This is a genomic window from Staphylococcus sp. FSL K6-0223 (assembly GCF_038008285.1).
Genome location: NZ_JBBOYX010000002.1, coordinates 582982 through 602889, shown reverse-complemented (window position 1 = coordinate 602889; position 19908 = coordinate 582982). Strand labels below are relative to the sequence as shown.

The window sequence follows — 19908 nt, the reverse complement described above, 5'->3', positions numbered from 1 at the left end:
TGGTTGTAATCCATAAAATAAGCACTAATGACAAGAGAAATGAGCATAAAAGAAGTTTCAAGAAAGTCATGAAGTGCAACTCCACTTCTTTCACGAAGTGAAAGTTAGTGTTACTTATGCAACCGGAAAGCGATTGTAATGAAAGAAGTATTAAAGCAATTACTTTTTAATGATCACAATGGACAAGCCATTGTGTAAGTATCACTAATCATTAAAATGAAAGTGATACTATATAAGCACTAAAGTGCTAAGCTAATTTAAGGAACGCCTGAGCTAAAGCTCATGCATAAGAAACACTAAGCACTAAAGTGCTAAGTGTTTCTAAAAATTCTACTTGTATTTTAGAAAGTAAAATGGGAAAATATAGTAGTCTATGGATAGACACTTTTAAAGGAGGTGAATCGACGTGGAAAACTTCGATAAAGTAAAAGATATCATCGTTGACCGTTTAGGTGTTGATGCTGACAAAGTAACTGAAGACGCATCATTCAAAGATGATTTAGGCGCTGACTCACTTGATATCGCTGAATTAGTAATGGAATTAGAAGACGAATTTGGTACTGAAATTCCTGATGAAGAAGCTGAAAAAATCAACACTGTTGGTGATGCTGTTAAGTACATCAATAGCTTAGAAAAATAATAAACTTACATCTGAGTCGTCACTCACGTCGGCTCAGATTTTTTCTTTAGTTTTACTTTATTTTCACGTAAAATTAAGATGTATAATTATTTATTTTAGAGTTAGGAGGTTAGGCAGTGGCTAACCATAAAAAGAGAGAGATGGTCAAAGAATTTCAACAAAAATTTACCAACAAAATGAATGAGTGGGGTTTTAATTTTAATAATATCGATTTGTATCAACAAGCGTTCTCACATTCGAGTTTTATCAATGATTTTAATATGAATCGACTTGATCATAATGAACGTTTAGAATTTTTAGGTGATGCGGTATTAGAATTGACGGTTTCACGCTATTTGTTTGATAAGCATCCTCATTTGCCAGAAGGTAATCTGACAAAGATGCGTGCAACAATTGTTTGTGAGCCCTCACTTGTAATATTTGCAAATAAAATTGATTTAAATGAACTTATTTTATTGGGTAAAGGTGAAGAAAAAACAGGCGGTAGAACTAGACCATCATTAATATCTGATGCTTTTGAAGCATTTGTTGGTGCTCTATATTTAGACCAAGGTTTAGATACTGTATGGAAATTTGCTGAGAAAGTCATTTTCCCATATGTAGAAGATGATGAATTAGTTGGTGTGGTCGACTTTAAAACACAGTTTCAAGAATACGTACATCGACAAAATAAAGGTGATGTGACCTATCGCCTTATTAAAGAAGAGGGTCCTGCCCACCATAGGTTATTTACTTCTGAAGTTATTTTAGAAAATAATGCAGTTGCAGAGGGTAAAGGAAAGACGAAGAAAGAATCCGAACAAAAGGCAGCCGAGCAAGCTTATAAGTCAATGAAGAAAAATGAGTCATTTTAATGTAGATGAGTGACATCTATAGAGAAGCATACGCATACATAATTATTAATTAATTAGAAATAGTAATAATGAGATTGTATTGTGACATGCTGATAAACTCAACATGAATGTGATAAGGAGAATAAGATGGTTTATTTAAAATCAATAGATGCCATAGGATTTAAGTCTTTTGCCGACCATACCAATGTCCAATTTGATAAAGGTGTGACAGCTATTGTTGGTCCTAATGGTAGTGGTAAAAGTAATATTACTGATGCAATTAAATGGGTATTGGGTGAACAATCAGCTAAATCGTTACGTGGTTCTAAAATGGAAGATATTATCTTTTCAGGAGCAGAACATAGAAAGGCTCAAAACTATGCTGAAGTAAAACTCAAATTAGATAATCATTCTAAAAAATTGCAGATTGATTCAGATGAATTAGTAGTCACTCGGCGTCTATACCGTAGTGGAGAAAGTGAATACTACTTAAATAACGATCGTGCTCGTTTAAAAGATATTATTGAAATCTTTTTAGATTCAGGTTTAGGAAAAGAAGCATTCAGCATCATCTCACAAGGTAGAGTTGACGAAATTTTAAACGCTAAACCTATCGACCGACGACAAATTATTGAAGAATCAGCTGGCGTATTAAAATATAAAAAGCGGAAAGCTGAATCTATTAACAAGTTAGATCATACTGAAGATAATCTAACTCGTGTTGAAGATATCTTATATGATTTAGAAGGTCGAGTTGAACCACTTAAAGAAGAAGCAGCAATTGCTAAAGAATATCAACAGTTATCCAAACAAATGGAACAAAGTGATGTTATCGTTACGGTACACGACATCGATCAATATACGGAAGACAACACTAAATTAGACCAACGTTTAAATGAGTTGAAAAGTCAGCAAGCAGATAAAGAAGCACAACAAGCTCAAGTAAATCAATTGTTGCAAAAGTTCAAGGGCGAACGTCAGCAAGTTGATTATGATATTGAAAAATTAAACTATGAATTAGTTAAAACAACAGAAACATATGAACAACTCACTGGGAAATTAAATGTATTAGAAGAACGTAAAAAGAATCAATCAGAAACAAATGCTAGATATGAAGAAGAACTTGAGAACTTGAATGCTCAAATTGAATCGATTGATCATGAAAAGCAACAAAATGAAGAAACGTTAAATGAACTTAAAGGTAAACAGAAACATCTAAATAAAGAAGTACAAGATCTAGAGTCACTTCTGTACGTATCTGATGAACAACACGATGAAAAGCTTGAAGAAATTAAGAATAATTATTATACGCTAATGTCTGAACAATCGGACGTTAATAATGATATACGTTTTCTTGAACATACGATTAATGAAAACGAAGCAAAAAAATCTAGATTAGATTCGAGACTTGTTGAAGCATTTAATCAGTTAAAAGAGATACAAAATAATATTAATGAAACTGAAAAAAGTTATGAAATTTCTAAAAAGGCTTTAACAGAAGCGGAACAACACATTCACCGTATTGAAAACGATTTAACCAAATCTAAAAAACAGCAATCTGAATATGAAGATAAGCTGTATCAAGCCTACAGATATAATGAAAAATTAAAATCTAGAATTGATAGTTTAGCTACTCAAGAGGAGGATTATACGTATTTCTTCAATGGGGTTAAACACATTCTCAAAGCTAAAGATAACGAATTGAGAGGAATTCATGGCGCAGTAGCTGAAGTGATTGATGTTCCATCTCAAATGACTCAAGCAATAGAAACAGCTTTAGGTGCATCACTTCAACATGTCATCGTTGATAATGAGAAAGATGGGAGACAGGCGATTCAATTTTTAAAGCAACGCAATTTAGGGCGTGCGACATTTTTACCTTTAAATGTTATTAAGCCACGACATATTGCGTCAGATATTAAAGAGATAGCTCGTCAAACTGAAGGGTTTATTAATATTGCGTCAGATGCTGTAAATGTTTCTTCCAAGTACCAAAGTGTCATTGAAAATTTATTAGGAAATACAATCATCGTTAATGATTTAAAACATGCTAATGAATTAGCTAGAGCTATACGTTATCGTACTCGAATTGTAACTTTAGAAGGAGATGTAGTTAATCCTGGTGGTTCAATGACTGGCGGTGGTGCACGAAAATCGAAAAGTATTCTTTCTCAAAAGGATGAACTATCAAAAATGCGTCATCAACTTGAGGATTATCAACGCCAAACTGCAGATTTTGAACGTCATTTTAAAGAATTAAAAGACAAGTCCGAACAATTAAGTGAGCAGTATTTCGATGCGAGCCAACAATATAATACGTTAAAAGAAAAAGTGCATCATCATGAATTAGAGTTAGATCGTTTAAAAACACAAGAGACGCATCTTAAGAACGAACATGAAGAATTTGAATTTGAGAAAAATGATGGTTATCAAAGTGATAAAAGTAAAGAAACTTTAACGCAAAAACAGGCGCTTTTATCTGAAATCCAACAACAATTGACTGAATTAGAGAGTGAAATTGAACGTTATACTCAATTGTCTAAAGAAGGTAAAGAATCAACAACTAAAACCCAACAACAACTTCATCAAAAACAATCCGATTTAGCAGTGGTGAAAGAGCGAATAAAATCTCAAAAAGTCGAGATTGAACGTTTAGTTAAACAAGAAGAATCAACGCAGCAACAAATTAAGACTGTTGAAGAGAAAATAAGGCTGTTTAATTCTGACGAAATGATGGGTGAACAAGCATTTGAGGATTTGAAATCTCAAATTCAAGAACAAGAAGAGGCACGTGATCAGCTTAATCAACAACATGAAGAACTTAAACAACAACGTATCAATCTAAATGAAACGATTGAGAATAATGAAAGTCAGCTTCAAGTTTGTCATCAAGATATTTTAGCTATCGAAAATCATTATCAAGATATTAAAGCAAAACAATCAAAATTAGATGTGTTGATTAATCACGCAATAGACCATCTGAATGATGTATATCAGTTAACTGTAGAGAGAGCACGCGCTTTTTATGAATCTAATGAACCTATTGAAAGTCTACGTAAGAAAGTCAAACTTACGAAGATGTCTATAGATGAGTTGGGTCCAGTAAACTTAAATGCTATTGAACAGTTCGAGGAATTAAATGAACGTTATACCTTCCTCAATGAGCAACGCACGGATTTAAGAGAAGCTAAAGAGACACTTGAACAAATCATTAATGAAATGGATCGTGAAGTAGAAGGACGTTTTAAAGAAACATTCCATGCGGTACAAGACCACTTTACAACTGTCTTCAAACAATTATTCGGTGGCGGACAAGCTGAACTACGTTTAACAGAGGATGATTACTTATCAGCAGGTGTTGATATTATTGTTCAACCTCCTGGTAAAAAGCTTCAACATCTTTCTTTATTAAGCGGTGGTGAACGTGCATTAAGTGCTATAGCATTATTATTTGCAATTCTTAAGGTACGTTCTGCTCCATTTGTTATACTAGATGAGGTAGAGGCAGCGTTAGATGAAGCGAATGTGATTCGCTACGCTCAATACTTAAATGAACTATCAGAACAAACACAATTTATAGTTATTACTCATCGTAAAGGAACGATGGAGTTCTCTGACCGTTTATATGGAGTCACAATGCAAGAGTCAGGTGTTTCTAAGTTAGTTAGCGTTAACCTAAATACTATAGATGAGGTTATGAAGGAGGAACAAGCATGAGTTTTTTTAAACGCTTAAAAGATAAATTTTCAGGTAAAAGTGAAGATGAGATTCAAAAAGAATTAACTGAAGATGTGGAATCAGACGAAACAAGTGATTCGGATGCATCAAGTGAATCAGGTGAACCAAATGTCACTGATACAATCGAAGAGCCTAAACCTAAGAAAAAACCAAAAAAATTAAGTGAAGCTGATTTCGACGAAGATGGTTTAATCTCAATTGAGGACTTTGAAGAAATTGAAGCCCAAAAAATTGGTGCGAAATTTAAAGCTGGTTTAGAAAAATCACGTCAAAATTTCCAAGAACAGTTAAATAATTTAATTGCACGCTATAGAAAAGTAGACGAAGATTTCTTTGAAGCACTTGAAGAAATGCTTATTACGGCTGACGTTGGTTTCAATACAGTAATGAAATTGACAGATGAATTACGCACGGAAGCGCAAAGACGCAATATTCAGGAAACTGAAGATTTACGTGAAGTTATTGTTGAAAAAATTGTCGAGATTTATCACCAAGAAGACGATCATTCAGAAGCAATGAATCTTGAAGATGGTAGATTGAACGTTATCTTAATGGTTGGTGTCAATGGTGTTGGTAAGACCACTACAATTGGTAAGTTAGCATATCGATATCAACAAGAAGGTAAAAAAGTGATGCTTGCAGCTGGAGATACATTCAGAGCTGGCGCAATCCAACAATTAAAAGTTTGGGGAGACCGTGTAGGCGTGGAAGTTGTAAGTCAGAGTGAAGGCTCTGATCCAGCAGCAGTAGTATACGATGCAATTAACGCCGCAAAAAATAAAGGTGTAGATATTTTAATTTGTGATACTGCAGGTCGTCTACAAAATAAATCTAACTTAATGCAAGAACTTGATAAAATGAAACGTGTAATTAGTCGAGCAATCCCTGATGCACCTCATGAAGCATTACTATGTTTAGATGCTACAACAGGTCAAAATGCGTTGTCACAAGCGCGTTCATTTAAAGACGTGACAAATGTTTCAGGTATTGTATTAACCAAATTAGATGGTACTGCTAAAGGTGGTATCGTTCTTGCCATACGTAATGAATTGCATATCCCTGTTAAATATGTAGGCTTAGGTGAAAAACTTGATGACTTACAACCATTTAACCCTGAAAGTTACGTATACGGTTTATTTGCTGATATGATCGAACAAAATGAAGATATTCCTGATGAATTAATTGATGAATCATCGAATGAAACTGAAGAAGGTACTCAAGATGGGCCAAGATGATTTAGTTAAAACAATTAGAATGAATTATTTGTTTGATTTTTATCAATCATTATTAACTCAAAAGCAGAAAAGCTATCTAGAATTATTTTATTTACGAGATTATTCATTAAGTGAAATCGCCGATACATTTGAAGTGAGTAGACAGGCAGTTTATGATAATATAAGAAGAACTGGCGATTTAGTAGAAGATTATGAAACTAAACTAGGTTTATATAGAAGATTTGAGAAACGCCAAGAAATTTATGATTTAATGAAACAATCTCTTAATAATCCAGATTTACTAAAAGAATATATCGCTCAATTAGAAGAGTTAGAGTAGTAATAATTAAAAAAAGGAGGGCACTAGTAATGGCATTTGAAGGATTATCCGATCGATTGCAAGCCACGATGCAAAAAATGCGTGGTAAGGGTAAAGTTACTGAAGCGGATATCAAAACAATGATGCGAGAAGTACGATTAGCATTATTAGAAGCCGATGTTAACTTTAAAGTTGTTAAAGAGTTCGTTAAAACTGTTTCTGACCGTGCTTTAGGTTCAGATGTTATGCAATCTTTAACACCCGGTCAACAAGTGATTAAGATTGTTCAAGAAGAACTTACAAGCTTGATGGGTGGAGAAAACACATCTATTAAAATGGCAAATAAACCACCTACTGTTGTCATGATGGTTGGTTTACAAGGTGCCGGTAAAACTACAACTGCTGGTAAATTAGCATTATTAATGCGTAAAAAATATAATAAAAAGCCGATGTTAGTTGCAGGAGATATTTATCGTCCAGCTGCGATTGACCAATTACAAACTGTTGGTAAACAAATTGACATACCTGTATATAGTGAAGGTGACCAAGTTCAGCCTCAACAAATTGTTGAAAATGCATTGAAACATGCTAAAGAAGAACATTTAGATTTTGTCATCATCGATACAGCGGGACGTTTACACATTGATGAAGCGTTAATGAATGAGTTACAAGAAGTTAAAGAAATTTCTAAACCAGATGAAATTATGCTAGTTGTTGACGCAATGACAGGTCAAGATGCTGTCAATGTTGCGCAATCATTTGACGATCAACTAGATGTATCAGGTGTAACTTTAACGAAACTTGATGGTGATACACGTGGTGGTGCTGCACTATCTATACGTTCGGTGACTCAGAAACCTATTAAATTTGTAGGTATGAGTGAGAAATTAGATGGTTTAGAACTATTTCATCCTGAACGTATGGCTTCTCGTATCTTAGGTATGGGTGACGTGTTAAGCTTAATTGAAAAAGCACAACAAGATGTTGACCAAGAAAAAGCTAAAGATTTAGAGAAGAAAATGCGTGACTCTTCATTTACATTGGATGATTTCTTAGAACAATTAGATCAAGTTAAAAACTTAGGTCCTTTAGATGATATTATGAAAATGATTCCTGGAATGAACAAAATGAAAGGATTGGATAAGCTTAATATGAGCGACAAACAAATTGACCATATTAAAGCGATTATTCAGTCTATGACTCCTAAAGAACGTTCAAACCCAGAAACACTAAATGTTTCTCGTAAGAAACGTATAGCTAAAGGTTCTGGTCGTTCATTACAAGAAGTCAATCGTCTTATGAAACAGTTCAATGATATGAAGAAAATGATGAAACAATTTACTGGTGGCGGCAAAGGTAAAAAAGGTAAGCGAAGCCAAATGGAGAATATGTTAAAAGGTATGAATTTACCATTTTAATAAACATTTTTAAAACATCGGACAATTTTGATGATTGTTCGATGTTTATTTATTGTGGAAACCCTAGCTAAAAGCTAGTGTGTAAGTCCCACTAACTAAATAAATATAAAGGTTCGCCTGAGCTAAAGCTCATATACGCAGTGATTGATTGGGAATTATGCTTATAATACCCTAATCAATTGTGCGGGGACGAGAAGACGAATTCATGATGAATTCTGTCTCGCTCCCATAACCAAATCTACGATTTATTTCATAAATTGAGTAAAGGAACGCCTGAGCTAAAGCTCATGCATAACCAAATCTGCGATTTATTTCATAAATTCAGTAAAGGAACGCCTGAGCTAAAGCTCATGCATAACCAAATCTACGATTTATTTCATAAATTGAGTAAAGGAACGCCTGAGCTAAAGCTCATGCATAACCAAATCTACGATTTATTTCATAAATTGAGTAAAGGAACGCCTGAGCTAAAGCTCATGCATAACCAAATCTACGATTTATTTCATAAATTCAGTAAAGGAACGCTTGAGCTAAAGCTCATGCATAACCAAATCTACGATTTATTTCATAAATCTAGATTTGGTAAAGAAAAAAGTCTTTACAAACTTTTGTGTAACTGTTAATATTTATTCTTGTAGAAAATAAAATGAAAACACATAAAGGAGAGTAATTTAAATGGCAGTTAAAATTCGTTTAACACGTTTAGGTTCTAAAAGAAACCCATTCTATCGTATCGTAGTTGCTGATGCACGTTCACCACGTGATGGTCGTATCATCGAGCAAGTAGGTACTTACAATCCAGCAAATGTTAATGCACCAGAAGTTAAAATTGATGAAGAGTTAGCTTTAAAATGGTTACACGATGGTGCTAAACCAACAGATACAGTTCACAACATTTTATCAAGAGAAGGTATCTTGAAAAAATTTGATGAACAAAAAAATGCTAAATAATTAGCTTAAATTGTTGTAAGTCTGAGACATTATTAATGTCTCAGACTTTTTTAACTTTTGGATAGAATTAAACACATTTAAAAGAGGTATGACTTATTCTCTTTTTTCTAAAGTTTCTCTTATATATCATGCTTACATCGTAATTTCCAAACAATTTGAAATGATTGTTATATCACTTTTTATATAACCACGCATACGTGATAAAATATACATAATTCATTTTCAAGAAAGTTAAAAATAGATAGACTAGGAGGGGCGTTGAATGGAAGTAGAAGTAGGACAAATTGTAAATACACATGGAATTAAAGGCGAAATTAAAGTTAAGTCGAATTCAGATTTTACAGAAACACGATTTCAACCAGGTGAAAATTTAATTGTTAAACACAATAATGAAGATATCGAATATACTGTTTCATCTTATCGCATACATAAAGGGTTTCACATGTTAAAATTTGAAGGAATAAACAATATTAATGATATTGAACATCTCAAAGGTGATTATCTATATCAAGAACGTGATCATGAAGATATCGAGTTGGATGAACATGAGTTTTATTATTCGGATATCATAGGATGTACAGTTTTTGATGATACAGATACTCCTATCGGTCGCGTAATTAATATCTTTGAGACTGGCGCCAATGATGTGTGGGTTGTTAAAGGAGATAAAGAGTATCTTATTCCATACATTGAAGATGTGGTTAAAGATATAGATGTGGAAGGTAGATCAATTAAAATTACACCTATGGAAGGATTGTTAGATTAATGAAAATTGATTATTTAACGTTATTTCCAGAAATGTTTGATGGTGTGCTGAATCATTCGATTTTGAAACGCGCTCAAGATAAAGAAATTATTGATGTAAATACAATAAATTTTCGAGATTATTCAATCAACAAACATAATCAAGTAGATGATTACCCATTTGGCGGTGGGCAAGGCATGGTGTTAAAACCTGAGCCTGTTTTTAATGCTATGGAAGATTTAAAAAGAGATGACGATACGCGTGTGATATTGATGTGTCCTCAAGGTAAAACTTTTACTCAAGAGATAGCTCAAGAGTTAAGTAAAGCGCAACATATTGTATTTATTTGTGGTCATTATGAGGGCTATGATGAACGAATCAGAGAGCATCTTGTTACTGATGAAATTTCTATGGGAGATTATGTGCTTACAGGTGGAGAGTTACCTGCAATGACTATTACTGATGCAATTGTGCGCTTAATTCCTGGAGTGTTAGGCAATGAAGCTTCCCATCAAGATGATTCATTTTCAGATGGATTATTAGAATTTCCTCAATATACAAGACCAAGAGAATATAAAGAAATGAAGGTGCCGGATGTCTTATTATCCGGAAATCACGCTCACATTGAACAATGGAGACATGAACAAAAATTGATTCGCACTTACGAAAAACGACCGGATCTTTTAGAAAATTATGAGCTCAGTCAAAAAGATAAAGAAATTTTAGAAACGTACAAAAAGCAATTGAAAAACAAGTAGCGTTATGCTAACATAATTTAAGTGTGAAAAAACACTAAAAATCACTATGATCCGCTGCTATACTTTTGTCTAGGCAAGAACATAGGTTGAAGGAGAGAATTTATAATGAGTAATCATAAGTTAATCGAAGCAGTAACTAAATCACAATTACGTACTGACTTACCTACTTTCCGTTCTGGTGACACTTTACGTGTACACGTTCGTATCGTAGAGGGTTCACGTGAACGTATCCAAGTCTTCGAAGGTGTTGTAATTAAACGCCGTGGTGGAGGAATTTCTGAAACTTTCACAGTTCGTAAAATTTCTTCAGGTGTAGGTGTGGAAAGAACATTCCCATTACACACTCCAAAAATTGAAAAAATCGAAGTTAAACGTCGCGGTAAAGTACGTCGTGCTAAATTATACTACTTACGTAGTTTACGTGGTAAAGCTGCTAGAATCCAAGAAATTCGTTAATCAGCAAACTCGACATTTTCAACACAAGTTATTTGTAACTTGTAATAAAGATAAAGCTTTCAAATATCTTAATCAAAGGTGTTTGAAAGCTTTTTTGTTTCATTTGAATGTTAAGTACTTACAAAATCGTATAAATAAAACACACCATTGTATTTAAGAATGATATGCCTCCTAAAAGTTGGACTGAAAATCTAAAATTAGGGGCGGACATTTTATAAGTAAATATTACAAATTTAAAATCAAGTTAAAAATAGTTCAAGACTATTTAAATGAATGTTTAAGAATGTCATATTTATACAAAATAACCCATCAACAACTCTGTTGATGGGCAATATTCTAACTTATATTTAATTATTACAATTTAACATTCACTAAAAGGAAATCATTTTCCTCTTAAAAACAGAATTAATATAATAAATCCTGCAACAATATAGTAAAATAATAAAAAATATATCGCATGTATTGGATTGTTGTCTACAATAATTCCTTTATTCCAAATTACTTTAGATATTGTGTACAGACATACAAAAGCCAATGGAAATGCGAATAATATGTATTTTTTCAAAGAACCACATCCTATTTCACTTTACTATTGGCATATCTACTACATTCACCATAAGTCCATGTCAAACTAGCTGCTAATCCAACTACAGTACCTTTACCGCCTAATTTCAATATTATTTTAGCTGCTTTTTGCCAACTTCCTGTAGTCATTGTGTCAATTAAAGTACCCGTAGCAGACACACCTAATATTTCAGGAATTTTATTGTAAAGGCAACCATTACGTACTTTCAGCCATTTCTTCGCATGTTTTTGTTCTGCTGGACTTGCATTTAGCGCATCATCTCCATAATTACCGGCGGCTCTTGATGCTGTTCCGCTATGTTTATATTGATTTGCATCTTGATCTGACAAAAGTAGTCCTTTTTTACTTAACCCATTTATTATTTCTGATTTATATTTGTTATTTTGCAAATTATTCACAATGGTAGATTTTTGATATCCTATAATTTTACCTTCTGACTTTATTGAAGACTGTTCAAACGTAACCTGTAATGCTTGTGCTAATTCATCGACTTCTTTTTGATTATATTTATGCCCTTCCTCAGCTTTAGAAGAAAATGGAGAAACTACAGTTAATGCTAATACAAACGACAGCAAAGAGATTACAAATCTTGACAATAGTTTATTCATTTTTACAAACAAAACCAAAACTACAATCTTGATATTTTGTGATACATTTTACTTTTATCATATTGTATAGTTAGGTTTTGTATTATTGCCTATATGTCTGAGTTAAGTTCTTAAACGTCCTATATTAGTTTTTGACTGTTGTTTTAAATAATAATTATAAATTAATGTCCAAGCGTTATTTATCGCCTGAGAGTTCGCTTTGACTATGTGTAGCATGACCTAGAAAGAAGTATATATGTTCAAAGAGAATCACATATTTCAAAGTATGTCTAAAAAAGGTAACTGGCTATATAATTTTTATAATAATACTAGAATTAAGTCAAAATTTAAAGACTTGTCTCCTAAACAACATTGGAAACAAATCTTTAAAATAACATACTGAACTAACATAGAACTTTTAGGATTCACTACATAAGTTAACGCAGTGCAAATCAAAATGATTAAACTTTATTTTTTTCTTACTTTTTTAGTAAACATGATACTTAAAATGACTCCAATGATACTTAAAATAATTAACCAATAAAAATGTGGCGGTGTGTAAGTCAATCTAATCGTTGTTTGTCCAGCTTTAGCTGGAATTGTAGTCATAATTCCGTTACCTTTTTTTACATCTAAAGGCTTACCGTTGGCTCTAGCTTGCATGCCATTTTCATAAGCTATAGGTAACACGATATATCCGTTATCGTTTTTATTTTTAGTAATCGTATAACCATTTCTCTCTTTTTTTACTTCTACTGAATGTAATTGTTTAGAAGCTTTTTTAAGTGTGTGATAATTTTCCCCATAAATTCCTTTAATCTTAAATCTATACGTACCTTCAGACATATGAATATTAAGTTTGTCTGAAGCTTTCACACGCATTGTTACAGGTGATACCACACGTCGATATTTATATGACAACGCATTTCGATTTTGACTATATTCATTTACGCCAATACTATGTTCCTTATCAGGAGTGAGCAGTTCAACATCCATTTCGAGATACATGTCTTTATACTTTTTAGTTAAAGAATGAGGTAATGTGAGTTGAACGCCTCCATTATTTTTATCTACCTTTAGCTGATTTTTCTTTTTCCATTGTGAATCTTTTAATTGTAGTTGAGCATCATTTAATAGATTTTTATTTGGGCTAAACGTAGTGTTAACACTTTTCGTATTATTATCGAATACCACACCTTGAAGCATCGCTTGTTCTCTATCTAGAGGTGATTTTAAGTTATTAGAATCATAGACTTTATGCGTAATGTGTGCGCTTGGATAAGAAATCGTATTCTTTGAGTGGATCCATTGATCTTTCCCATCTTTGATAAGATTTTTCTTTTTAAATCCATAAGGCATGTTTAAGTCATTGGGATGTCTTAATCTATCTTGTACATTCCATAAAGCCATCAAATTCGCTCGATTACCTAAATAGCGATATGTACTATTTTTATCTACAGGCATGTTGATTTGCATTGTTTTATCATAGTATTTTAAAATTTGACCGTTGAAAATGCTTGAATATAAAGATGTACCATTGTAGTGATATATAAATGGTGAGTTAAGTGCGTAAAATGAAAAATAATCTAATCTTTTCAAAGGATCTAGTTTATCACTAGTCAATTGATTAATTTTATTGTTTAATACTTTACTTCTATAACTTGAATCGTTAATAGTGTCCATCGTAGTTTGGTATGGTTCAATAGTTATTTTTTTTGAATCATTTACCATAATAACTTGTTCAACTAAAAATAGAATAACTAGCCCGATTGCTATCCATTTTCTTTTTAAAAGTGATTTTCTGTATAATAATAAGCCAATAACTATCATTATTATAATTGCAATATACATCCAATTTACAGAGCGATCAGTGTAAGTGATGTAAAAACAGCTATATAAAAATATAGGTATAGCTATAATTAAATAATTCTTTAGAGATAATTCGCTTAAATGTTGTATGAAAAGTGCAATTAAAGCGCCTGATGATAACGCTAAAAAGTAAACCCAACGTCTTTGAGGTAATGAGAACCCATTGAATGCACTATCAAACCATTGTGATAAAGAACCAATGAGTAGTAACCAAGTTGCAATGGCGAATAACTTATAATAATAATGTTGATATAGCTTGAATGAAAATAGCGCAATAATTACAATAATAGAAATTGTTATATAAAATCCATCAGTAAATATATTATAATTTTTTTCAAATAAATTGGTTAAAAAGGTAATTCCAAATTTAGGATTCTGTGATCTATCATTATTTAAAAATGAAGAAACACCAGTATAAAGACCAAATAAACTTGATAAAACACTTAATAAAGTAGCGATAATTAATATGTAAAATTTTTGCCAACGATTAACAATATCTTGCGGATGTACTGCAATGAGGCGATAAATAAAATAAAATCCTAATACAACCGCTTCATAATAACTAAAATAGAAATTAGTGAATAGTGTAAATGTAATTGCAAAGATAAACCATCCTAACTTGCGCTCTCTAAAAAATCTTTCCATAGCCCAAATTGACATAGGTAGCATGATAAGTAAGTTACCATAAAATGACCAAGTAAAATTATAATATGTCATAACGGTAGACATGCCATACAAAATAGTTGCAATAAACATAGGTGCGGGTTTGAATTTCAGATACATAAACAAATAAAAAGTAAAAATCAAAGTAATTACAGTTCGCACATATGCCATAACAAGTTGATTAGTTGGCCAAAAGCTAATGTCATGTGGATTAATATGAATAGTATGTTCAAGTCCCCAAATACATGCAAAATTGATCCACATAAGTGGTGACATTGAGTAGTAATATGCTAATGATTTCACATAATCTCCACCCAAACCAAAAGAGGCATCATAGAACCCTTTAAAAGAAGCAAAATGTTCATACATATACATTTGGAAAGGCATCATTTGCCTAAAACCATCACCACTTCCACTAAAAACGTCGCCTTTAGTCATGTAATGATAGATAAATGGAAAGTAGAGTATTAATGAAAGGATACAGCTTAATATTAGGATGGATAGAAATCGCCTTTTAGGTGTTTGCCAAAACTTTTTAATCACGGTGAATCCTCATCTTTCTTTTTATTGAATTCGTATATCTTATATATATCATACTAAAAATAATACTTATAAATGAAATAAATATCATTGTTTTCCAATAAGGGGGCTGATATTTAATAATTATAGTTTGATCATTCTTGTTTACTGGAACACCAGTCATCATATAATTTACTTTATGGATGTTAACTTGACGGCCGTCAATATAAGCACGCATACCAGCTCGATAAGGAATATTTATGGTAGCTAAACCTTCAGAGTGTTGACCGAGATTCACTTTCACACCATTTTTAATATCATAGTAATCCATATTAAAGTTTGCATTATGATGTGCAGTTTTAAGTGTCTTATAATTTTCTCCACTGAGATTGAGTAACTGAAATCTGAAACCTCCATTTGGAGATAATTTAATAGAAATATTGCCATTTTTATCAGGTTGGGTCCGATAAAGTTGTGTGTTTATCCCAGTTTTGTAGACTGAATTATTATAAAGACGGTTATTAAAGTAATTATTAACATTTACAGTGTAATTACTGTCTGGATTACCTCGTTTAATATATAAAGATATATAAAAGTCCTGATATTGCTTACGGATTTTTTTAGGTATATGAATGTTAACAGTTCCTATATTATTTTTAACTTCTAACTGATTATTTCCTTTACTTTTAATATTCTTAGTTGTTATACGTGCATGTTTTAGTAAATTCTTACTTTGAGAATTGAAATCTTTGCCATTTGAATCTACAATCGCTCCTTTAAGCATTGCATGTTCACGGTCTATCGGTGTTTTTAAGCTTTGACTATTATATAGGTTATTAGTCACTTTAACGCTAGGTAAATTAAGCTGATTTTCATATATGTCATATTGGCCGCTCGATTTCACTTTTTTGAAGTAAGTAGGTATATTATTTTGATATTTTTTTAACATTACATATTTAATTGAGAATAAACTATCGATATTTTGTCTAGCATTGGTCGATTGATAACGACTAAGTGATTCCTCTGCTAAATTAATTTTTAAAGCATCATAATAGAAATCCAAGATATTGTGATGAAAGATACTAGAATAAAGACTCAAACCTTTAAAGTTTTGATACATCGGCGTATTGTCCTGCTCGTTAACCCGCCAATCAATACGTTGGTCATCCTTCTTACTATTCTTCATTTCTTTAACTAATGCTCTTTGTAAATCAGAGCTATATAGACTTGAATTCGCATAAAATGTATTCGCACGATCCTGATGGTCTTGGAAGTAAATTTGATTTTTTATAAAAACAAAACTCACCATCATACTTAAGGCAACAATTGAAATAATATAAATATATGTAAGTTGTATGCGAACCTTTCTCTCTTTTAAAAATAAAATTAATAATCCAATAATTGAAACTACAGGTACAAGTATTAACCATGGTAAGAAATGATGATAACAATAGGCGCTAATATAAATAATGAGTTGGGCGATCAAACTTGTAGTGATATATGATTTAACACTCACCGTTCTAAAGTACTTTATATATAGTCCGATTAATAAAGATGATGAAAAGGCTAAAATAAAATGCCAACGCTTCTGAGGTGCTGAAAATCCATTAAAAATTTGATCTATAAGTGGTATAAAAGTAAATATGATGAGTACTACGGTCATTAGTGCAAATAATCGATAATAGTAGTGTCTATATAATTTAAAGGTTAATATACTTTGAATTGTTAAAAATAAAATGACGATAAGATAGTTATCGAAGAATATGTTTGTATTAATATTCAGATGCTCAAAAGTTGGAACATTTCCAGAGAATGATACCCGTATATTGTTTACGAAACTTTGTACGCCGTGAAAGAAAATAAATAAGCTATTTCCTAAAGCTAATACTGCTGGGATAAGTAAAGTGCACAAGGTTCTTATTCGTGTTGAATCATCATCAGGATGCCTAAACATAATTCTAATTAATGCATAAACACTAGCAATAATTAAAAAATAGTAAGCAAAATAGAAATTATTTATTAATACTAATGTAATAGTTAAGATTAACAGACCACTTTTACGCTGTTGAATTGACTTTTCCATGGCCAATAAAAGTAAAGGTAACCAAATAAACACATCACTGAAAAATGGCCAATAAGCTGTAAATCTGAAATAGAGTGGTGAGATTACAAATAAAAATGCGGTAAATATACTCAAAATTTTATTTTTAGAAATGTATTGAGCATATAAAAATGTACAATAAAGCGCAATCGCCCCCTTGAAAATTGAGACGATTAAAGCGTTATTCATCCAAAACATCACTTGATGAGTATCCAAAGATATGAATAATTTTACAAACGAAATAATTAGAACATTAATGATAAATAATAAATTTGTTGAAAAATAATAACTCAAATCAGTGAAGAAATCCCCACCTAAGCCAAAATTAGACGCATAAAATAGATTCCCTTGATGCCACTGATTGTAAAGATACATTTGTATTGGAACCATTTGTTCCATGCCATCATTTGGACCAGTTGATAAAATACCATCGTGATAAAAACGATATACGACATAACTATGTCCAATTAGTGATAGCGCTATAAATAATACGGTATAACTTAAAACTCTTTTCATTAATTACTCCTAAATAACTTGATGCTTGTTATCTAATTCTCTTATTAGTTATTTAAATTGTAGGCGATAGCGTCAATGAATGAAAGTGATTTTGTTTAAGATATGTGATGTTTACACAAACTTAAATTTTGAGTTATTTAATGTTGTTATTCATTTTTAAAAATAAAAGATAAGCATGTTACACTTAAAGTGGTTGTATAAACAGAATTAAAGTATAATTAGTAAGTCGAATTAATTATACGATTATTATAAATTGAATATGAAAGTAAGGTGATATTAATGGCGATACAATGGTATCCAGGACATATGGCGAAAGCTAAAAGAGAAGTGAGTGAGCAACTCAAAAAGGTTGATGTAGTATTTGAGTTAGTTGATGCTCGTATACCATATAGTTCTAGAAATCCTATGATCGATGAAGTTATTAAACAAAAACCGCGAGTGGTTATTTTAAATAAAAAAGACATGACTAACTTAAAAGAATTAGAAAAGTGGGAGGGATTCTTTAAGGAACAAGGGTTCTTTCCGGTAGCAGTTGATGCTAAACATGGTAAAAATTTAAAAAATGTAGAGGCTGAAGCAATAAAAGCTACGAAAGAAAAATTTGAACGTGAAAAGGAGAAAGGGCTTAAACCGAGAGCGATACGTGCAATGATTGTTGGTATTCCAAATGTCGGGAAATCAACTTTAATTAATAAATTGGCGAAACGTAGTATTGCAGAAACAGGTAATAAACCAGGTGTTACTAAACAACAACAGTGGATTAAAGTTGGGAAATCACTTCAATTGTTAGATACACCAGGAATATTATGGCCTAAATTTGAGGACGAGGAAGTCGGTAAGAAATTAAGTTTGACTGGTGCAATCAAGGATAGCATCGTTCATTTAGATGAAGTAGCAATTTATGGCTTAAACTTCATGATTGAACATGATTTAGAAGGTCTCAGACAACATTACAATATAGATGTAGACAAAGATGCAGAAATTTTAGAGTGGTTTGATGCGATTGGTCGTAGGAGAGGCCTTCTTCAAAAAGGTAATGAAGTAGATTATGAATCAGTCATTGAATTAATCATTAATGATATGAGAAATGCTAAGATAGGGACATATTGTTTTGATATTTTAAAAGAAATGAAGAGTGACTTATAAATGACATCAACAATTAAAGAAATACGTGATCAACTTGCATTAATTCAATCTATAGAAGAACTTGAAGCGCATGTAGCTAATGAAGATACCCGAAAAGGAGTTCAAAAAGCTATAGAATCACGTAAAAAGTATTTAATCAAACAACAAGAACTAGAAAACAATTATATTAGTATGAATCACTATGAAAATGAAATATTGAATCATGACAACGAGTCATTAATATGTGGAATCGATGAGGTAGGACGAGGACCACTCGCTGGTCCTGTTGTTGCTTGTGCAGTCATATTAAATAAAGGCCATCATTATCTTGGGTTAAATGACTCTAAAAAGGTACCAGCTAAACAGCGCTTAATTTTAAATGAAGAATTGAAAAATAATGTTACGAGTTACGCTTATGGAATTGCAACTCCACAAGAAATTGATGACTTGAATATTTATAAAGCTACACAGGTAGCGATGCAAAGAGCGATTAATCAATTAAGTATTCAACCTACACATTTACTTATTGATGCAATGAAACTCGATAATGATATTCCTCAAACATCAATTATAAAAGGAGATGCTAAAAGTGTTTCAATTGCTGCAGCTAGTATTATGGCGAAAGAATATCGTGATAATTATATGAAAGAACTAGCTAATGATTATCCTAATTACGGATTTGAAAAAAATGTTGGATATGGTACTAAACAGCATTTAGAGGCAATTGACACATTTGGTGTAATAAATGAACATCGCAAATCCTTTGAACCTATCAAGTCGATGTTAAAATAATTTGAATTTTAATTTAATTGCAAAAAATATGGTCTTTCAGTTTACAATAGCGCTTTCATTTTTTATAATTAAAAGGGA

General features: G+C 31.9%; 14 protein-coding genes and 1 pseudogene. 12 read left to right on the top strand and 3 right to left on the bottom strand.

Annotated elements, in window-relative coordinates; all coding sequences use genetic code 11:
- The first annotated feature begins 406 nt into the window (after positions 1-406).
- The 10 genes from MHI13_RS13805 to rplS all read left to right on the top strand — a co-directional run bounded on the left by MHI13_RS13805 (position 407) and on the right by rplS (position 11072).
- Positions 407-640, top strand: coding sequence for an acyl carrier protein (locus MHI13_RS13805; RefSeq protein WP_001830184.1), 234 nt, complete (start codon positions 407-409; stop codon positions 638-640).
- Positions 641-780: 140 nt separating this feature from the next.
- Entirely contained in the window at positions 781-1494 is a 714-nt protein-coding gene (rnc, locus tag MHI13_RS13800; RefSeq protein WP_211181864.1) for a ribonuclease III, read from the top strand.
- 126 nt (positions 1495-1620) lie between these two features.
- Positions 1621-5190 carry a chromosome segregation protein SMC gene (smc, locus tag MHI13_RS13795; protein WP_340761314.1) on the top strand — a complete coding sequence of 1190 codons (3570 nt, stop codon included), beginning with the start codon at positions 1621-1623 and terminating at the stop codon, positions 5188-5190.
- A complete protein-coding gene (gene ftsY, locus MHI13_RS13790) occupies positions 5187-6446 on the top strand; it encodes a signal recognition particle-docking protein FtsY (protein ID WP_002435227.1) in 1260 nt (419 codons plus the stop codon). The genes smc and ftsY overlap by 4 nt, the downstream gene beginning before the upstream one ends.
- Positions 6433-6765, top strand: coding sequence for a putative DNA-binding protein (locus tag MHI13_RS13785; RefSeq protein ID WP_002435170.1), 333 nt, complete (start codon positions 6433-6435; stop codon positions 6763-6765). Before ftsY ends, MHI13_RS13785 begins: the two co-directional genes overlap by 14 nt.
- 29 nt (positions 6766-6794) lie before the next feature.
- A complete protein-coding gene (ffh, locus tag MHI13_RS13780) occupies positions 6795-8162 on the top strand; it encodes a signal recognition particle protein (RefSeq protein ID WP_002435148.1) in 1368 nt (455 codons plus the stop codon).
- A gap of 675 nt (positions 8163-8837) precedes the next feature.
- Entirely contained in the window at positions 8838-9113 is a 276-nt protein-coding gene (gene rpsP, locus MHI13_RS13775) for a 30S ribosomal protein S16 (RefSeq protein WP_002453071.1), read from the top strand.
- A gap of 262 nt (positions 9114-9375) precedes the next feature.
- The gene (gene rimM / locus MHI13_RS13770; RefSeq protein WP_030064768.1) at positions 9376-9879 is read left to right on the top strand and encodes a ribosome maturation factor RimM; all 504 of its coding nucleotides are present in this window, start codon (positions 9376-9378) and stop codon (positions 9877-9879) included.
- Positions 9879-10616, top strand: a complete 738-nt coding sequence (trmD, locus tag MHI13_RS13765) for a tRNA (guanosine(37)-N1)-methyltransferase TrmD (RefSeq protein ID WP_064210555.1) — start codon at positions 9879-9881, stop codon at positions 10614-10616. The genes rimM and trmD overlap by 1 nt, the downstream gene beginning before the upstream one ends.
- A gap of 105 nt (positions 10617-10721) precedes the next feature.
- Positions 10722-11072: a 50S ribosomal protein L19 gene (gene rplS, locus MHI13_RS13760; protein ID WP_002436293.1), complete on the top strand. Its 351-nt coding sequence runs from the start codon at positions 10722-10724 to the stop codon at positions 11070-11072.
- A gap of 576 nt (positions 11073-11648) precedes the next feature.
- Here the strand turns inward: rplS and MHI13_RS13755 are convergent.
- The 3 genes from MHI13_RS13755 to MHI13_RS13745 all read right to left on the bottom strand — a co-directional run bounded on the left by MHI13_RS13755 (position 11649) and on the right by MHI13_RS13745 (position 17913).
- Positions 11649-12266: a hypothetical protein gene (locus MHI13_RS13755; RefSeq protein ID WP_241497411.1), complete on the bottom strand. Its 618-nt coding sequence runs from the start codon at positions 12264-12266 to the stop codon at positions 11649-11651.
- Between the two features lie 447 nt (positions 12267-12713).
- Positions 12714-15320, bottom strand: a complete 2607-nt coding sequence (locus MHI13_RS13750) for a YfhO family protein (RefSeq protein WP_064210556.1) — start codon at positions 15318-15320, stop codon at positions 12714-12716.
- Positions 15313-17913 carry a YfhO family protein gene (locus MHI13_RS13745; protein ID WP_064210557.1) on the bottom strand — a complete coding sequence of 867 codons (2601 nt, stop codon included), beginning with the start codon at positions 17911-17913 and terminating at the stop codon, positions 15313-15315. The genes MHI13_RS13750 and MHI13_RS13745 overlap by 8 nt, the downstream gene beginning before the upstream one ends.
- A 279-nt stretch (positions 17914-18192) precedes the next feature.
- On the opposite strand from MHI13_RS13745, the pseudogene ylqF reads away from it, so the two are divergent.
- Together ylqF and MHI13_RS13735 are read left to right on the top strand one after the other, a co-directional pair.
- Positions 18193-19076, top strand: a pseudogene (ylqF, locus tag MHI13_RS13740) (ribosome biogenesis GTPase YlqF).
- On the top strand, positions 19060-19830 hold the full coding sequence (locus tag MHI13_RS13735; RefSeq protein WP_064210558.1) for a ribonuclease HII: 771 nt from the start codon (positions 19060-19062) through the stop codon (positions 19828-19830). Before ylqF ends, MHI13_RS13735 begins: the two are co-directional and overlap by 17 nt.
- Positions 19831-19908 lie beyond the last annotated feature (78 nt).

Bases quoted from the DNA above. Each gene is read 5' to 3' on its own strand.
- rnc (WP_211181864.1), top strand. From the start codon at position 781: ATGGTCAAAGAATTTCAACAAAAATTTACCAACAAAATGAATGAGTGG.
- smc (WP_340761314.1), top strand. From the start codon at position 1,621: ATGGTTTATTTAAAATCAATAGATGCCATAGGATTTAAGTCTTTTGCC.
- ftsY (WP_002435227.1), top strand. From the start codon at position 5,187: ATGAGTTTTTTTAAACGCTTAAAAGATAAATTTTCAGGTAAAAGTGAA.
- MHI13_RS13785 (WP_002435170.1), top strand. From the start codon at position 6,433: ATGGGCCAAGATGATTTAGTTAAAACAATTAGAATGAATTATTTGTTT.
- ffh (WP_002435148.1), top strand. From the start codon at position 6,795: ATGGCATTTGAAGGATTATCCGATCGATTGCAAGCCACGATGCAAAAA.
- rpsP (WP_002453071.1), top strand. From the start codon at position 8,838: ATGGCAGTTAAAATTCGTTTAACACGTTTAGGTTCTAAAAGAAACCCA.
- rimM (WP_030064768.1), top strand. From the start codon at position 9,376: ATGGAAGTAGAAGTAGGACAAATTGTAAATACACATGGAATTAAAGGC.
- trmD (WP_064210555.1), top strand. From the start codon at position 9,879: ATGAAAATTGATTATTTAACGTTATTTCCAGAAATGTTTGATGGTGTG.
- rplS (WP_002436293.1), top strand. From the start codon at position 10,722: ATGAGTAATCATAAGTTAATCGAAGCAGTAACTAAATCACAATTACGT.
- MHI13_RS13755 (WP_241497411.1), bottom strand. From the start codon at position 12,266: ATGAATAAACTATTGTCAAGATTTGTAATCTCTTTGCTGTCGTTTGTA.
- MHI13_RS13745 (WP_064210557.1), bottom strand. From the start codon at position 17,913: ATGAAAAGAGTTTTAAGTTATACCGTATTATTTATAGCGCTATCACTA.
- MHI13_RS13735 (WP_064210558.1), top strand. From the start codon at position 19,060: ATGACATCAACAATTAAAGAAATACGTGATCAACTTGCATTAATTCAA.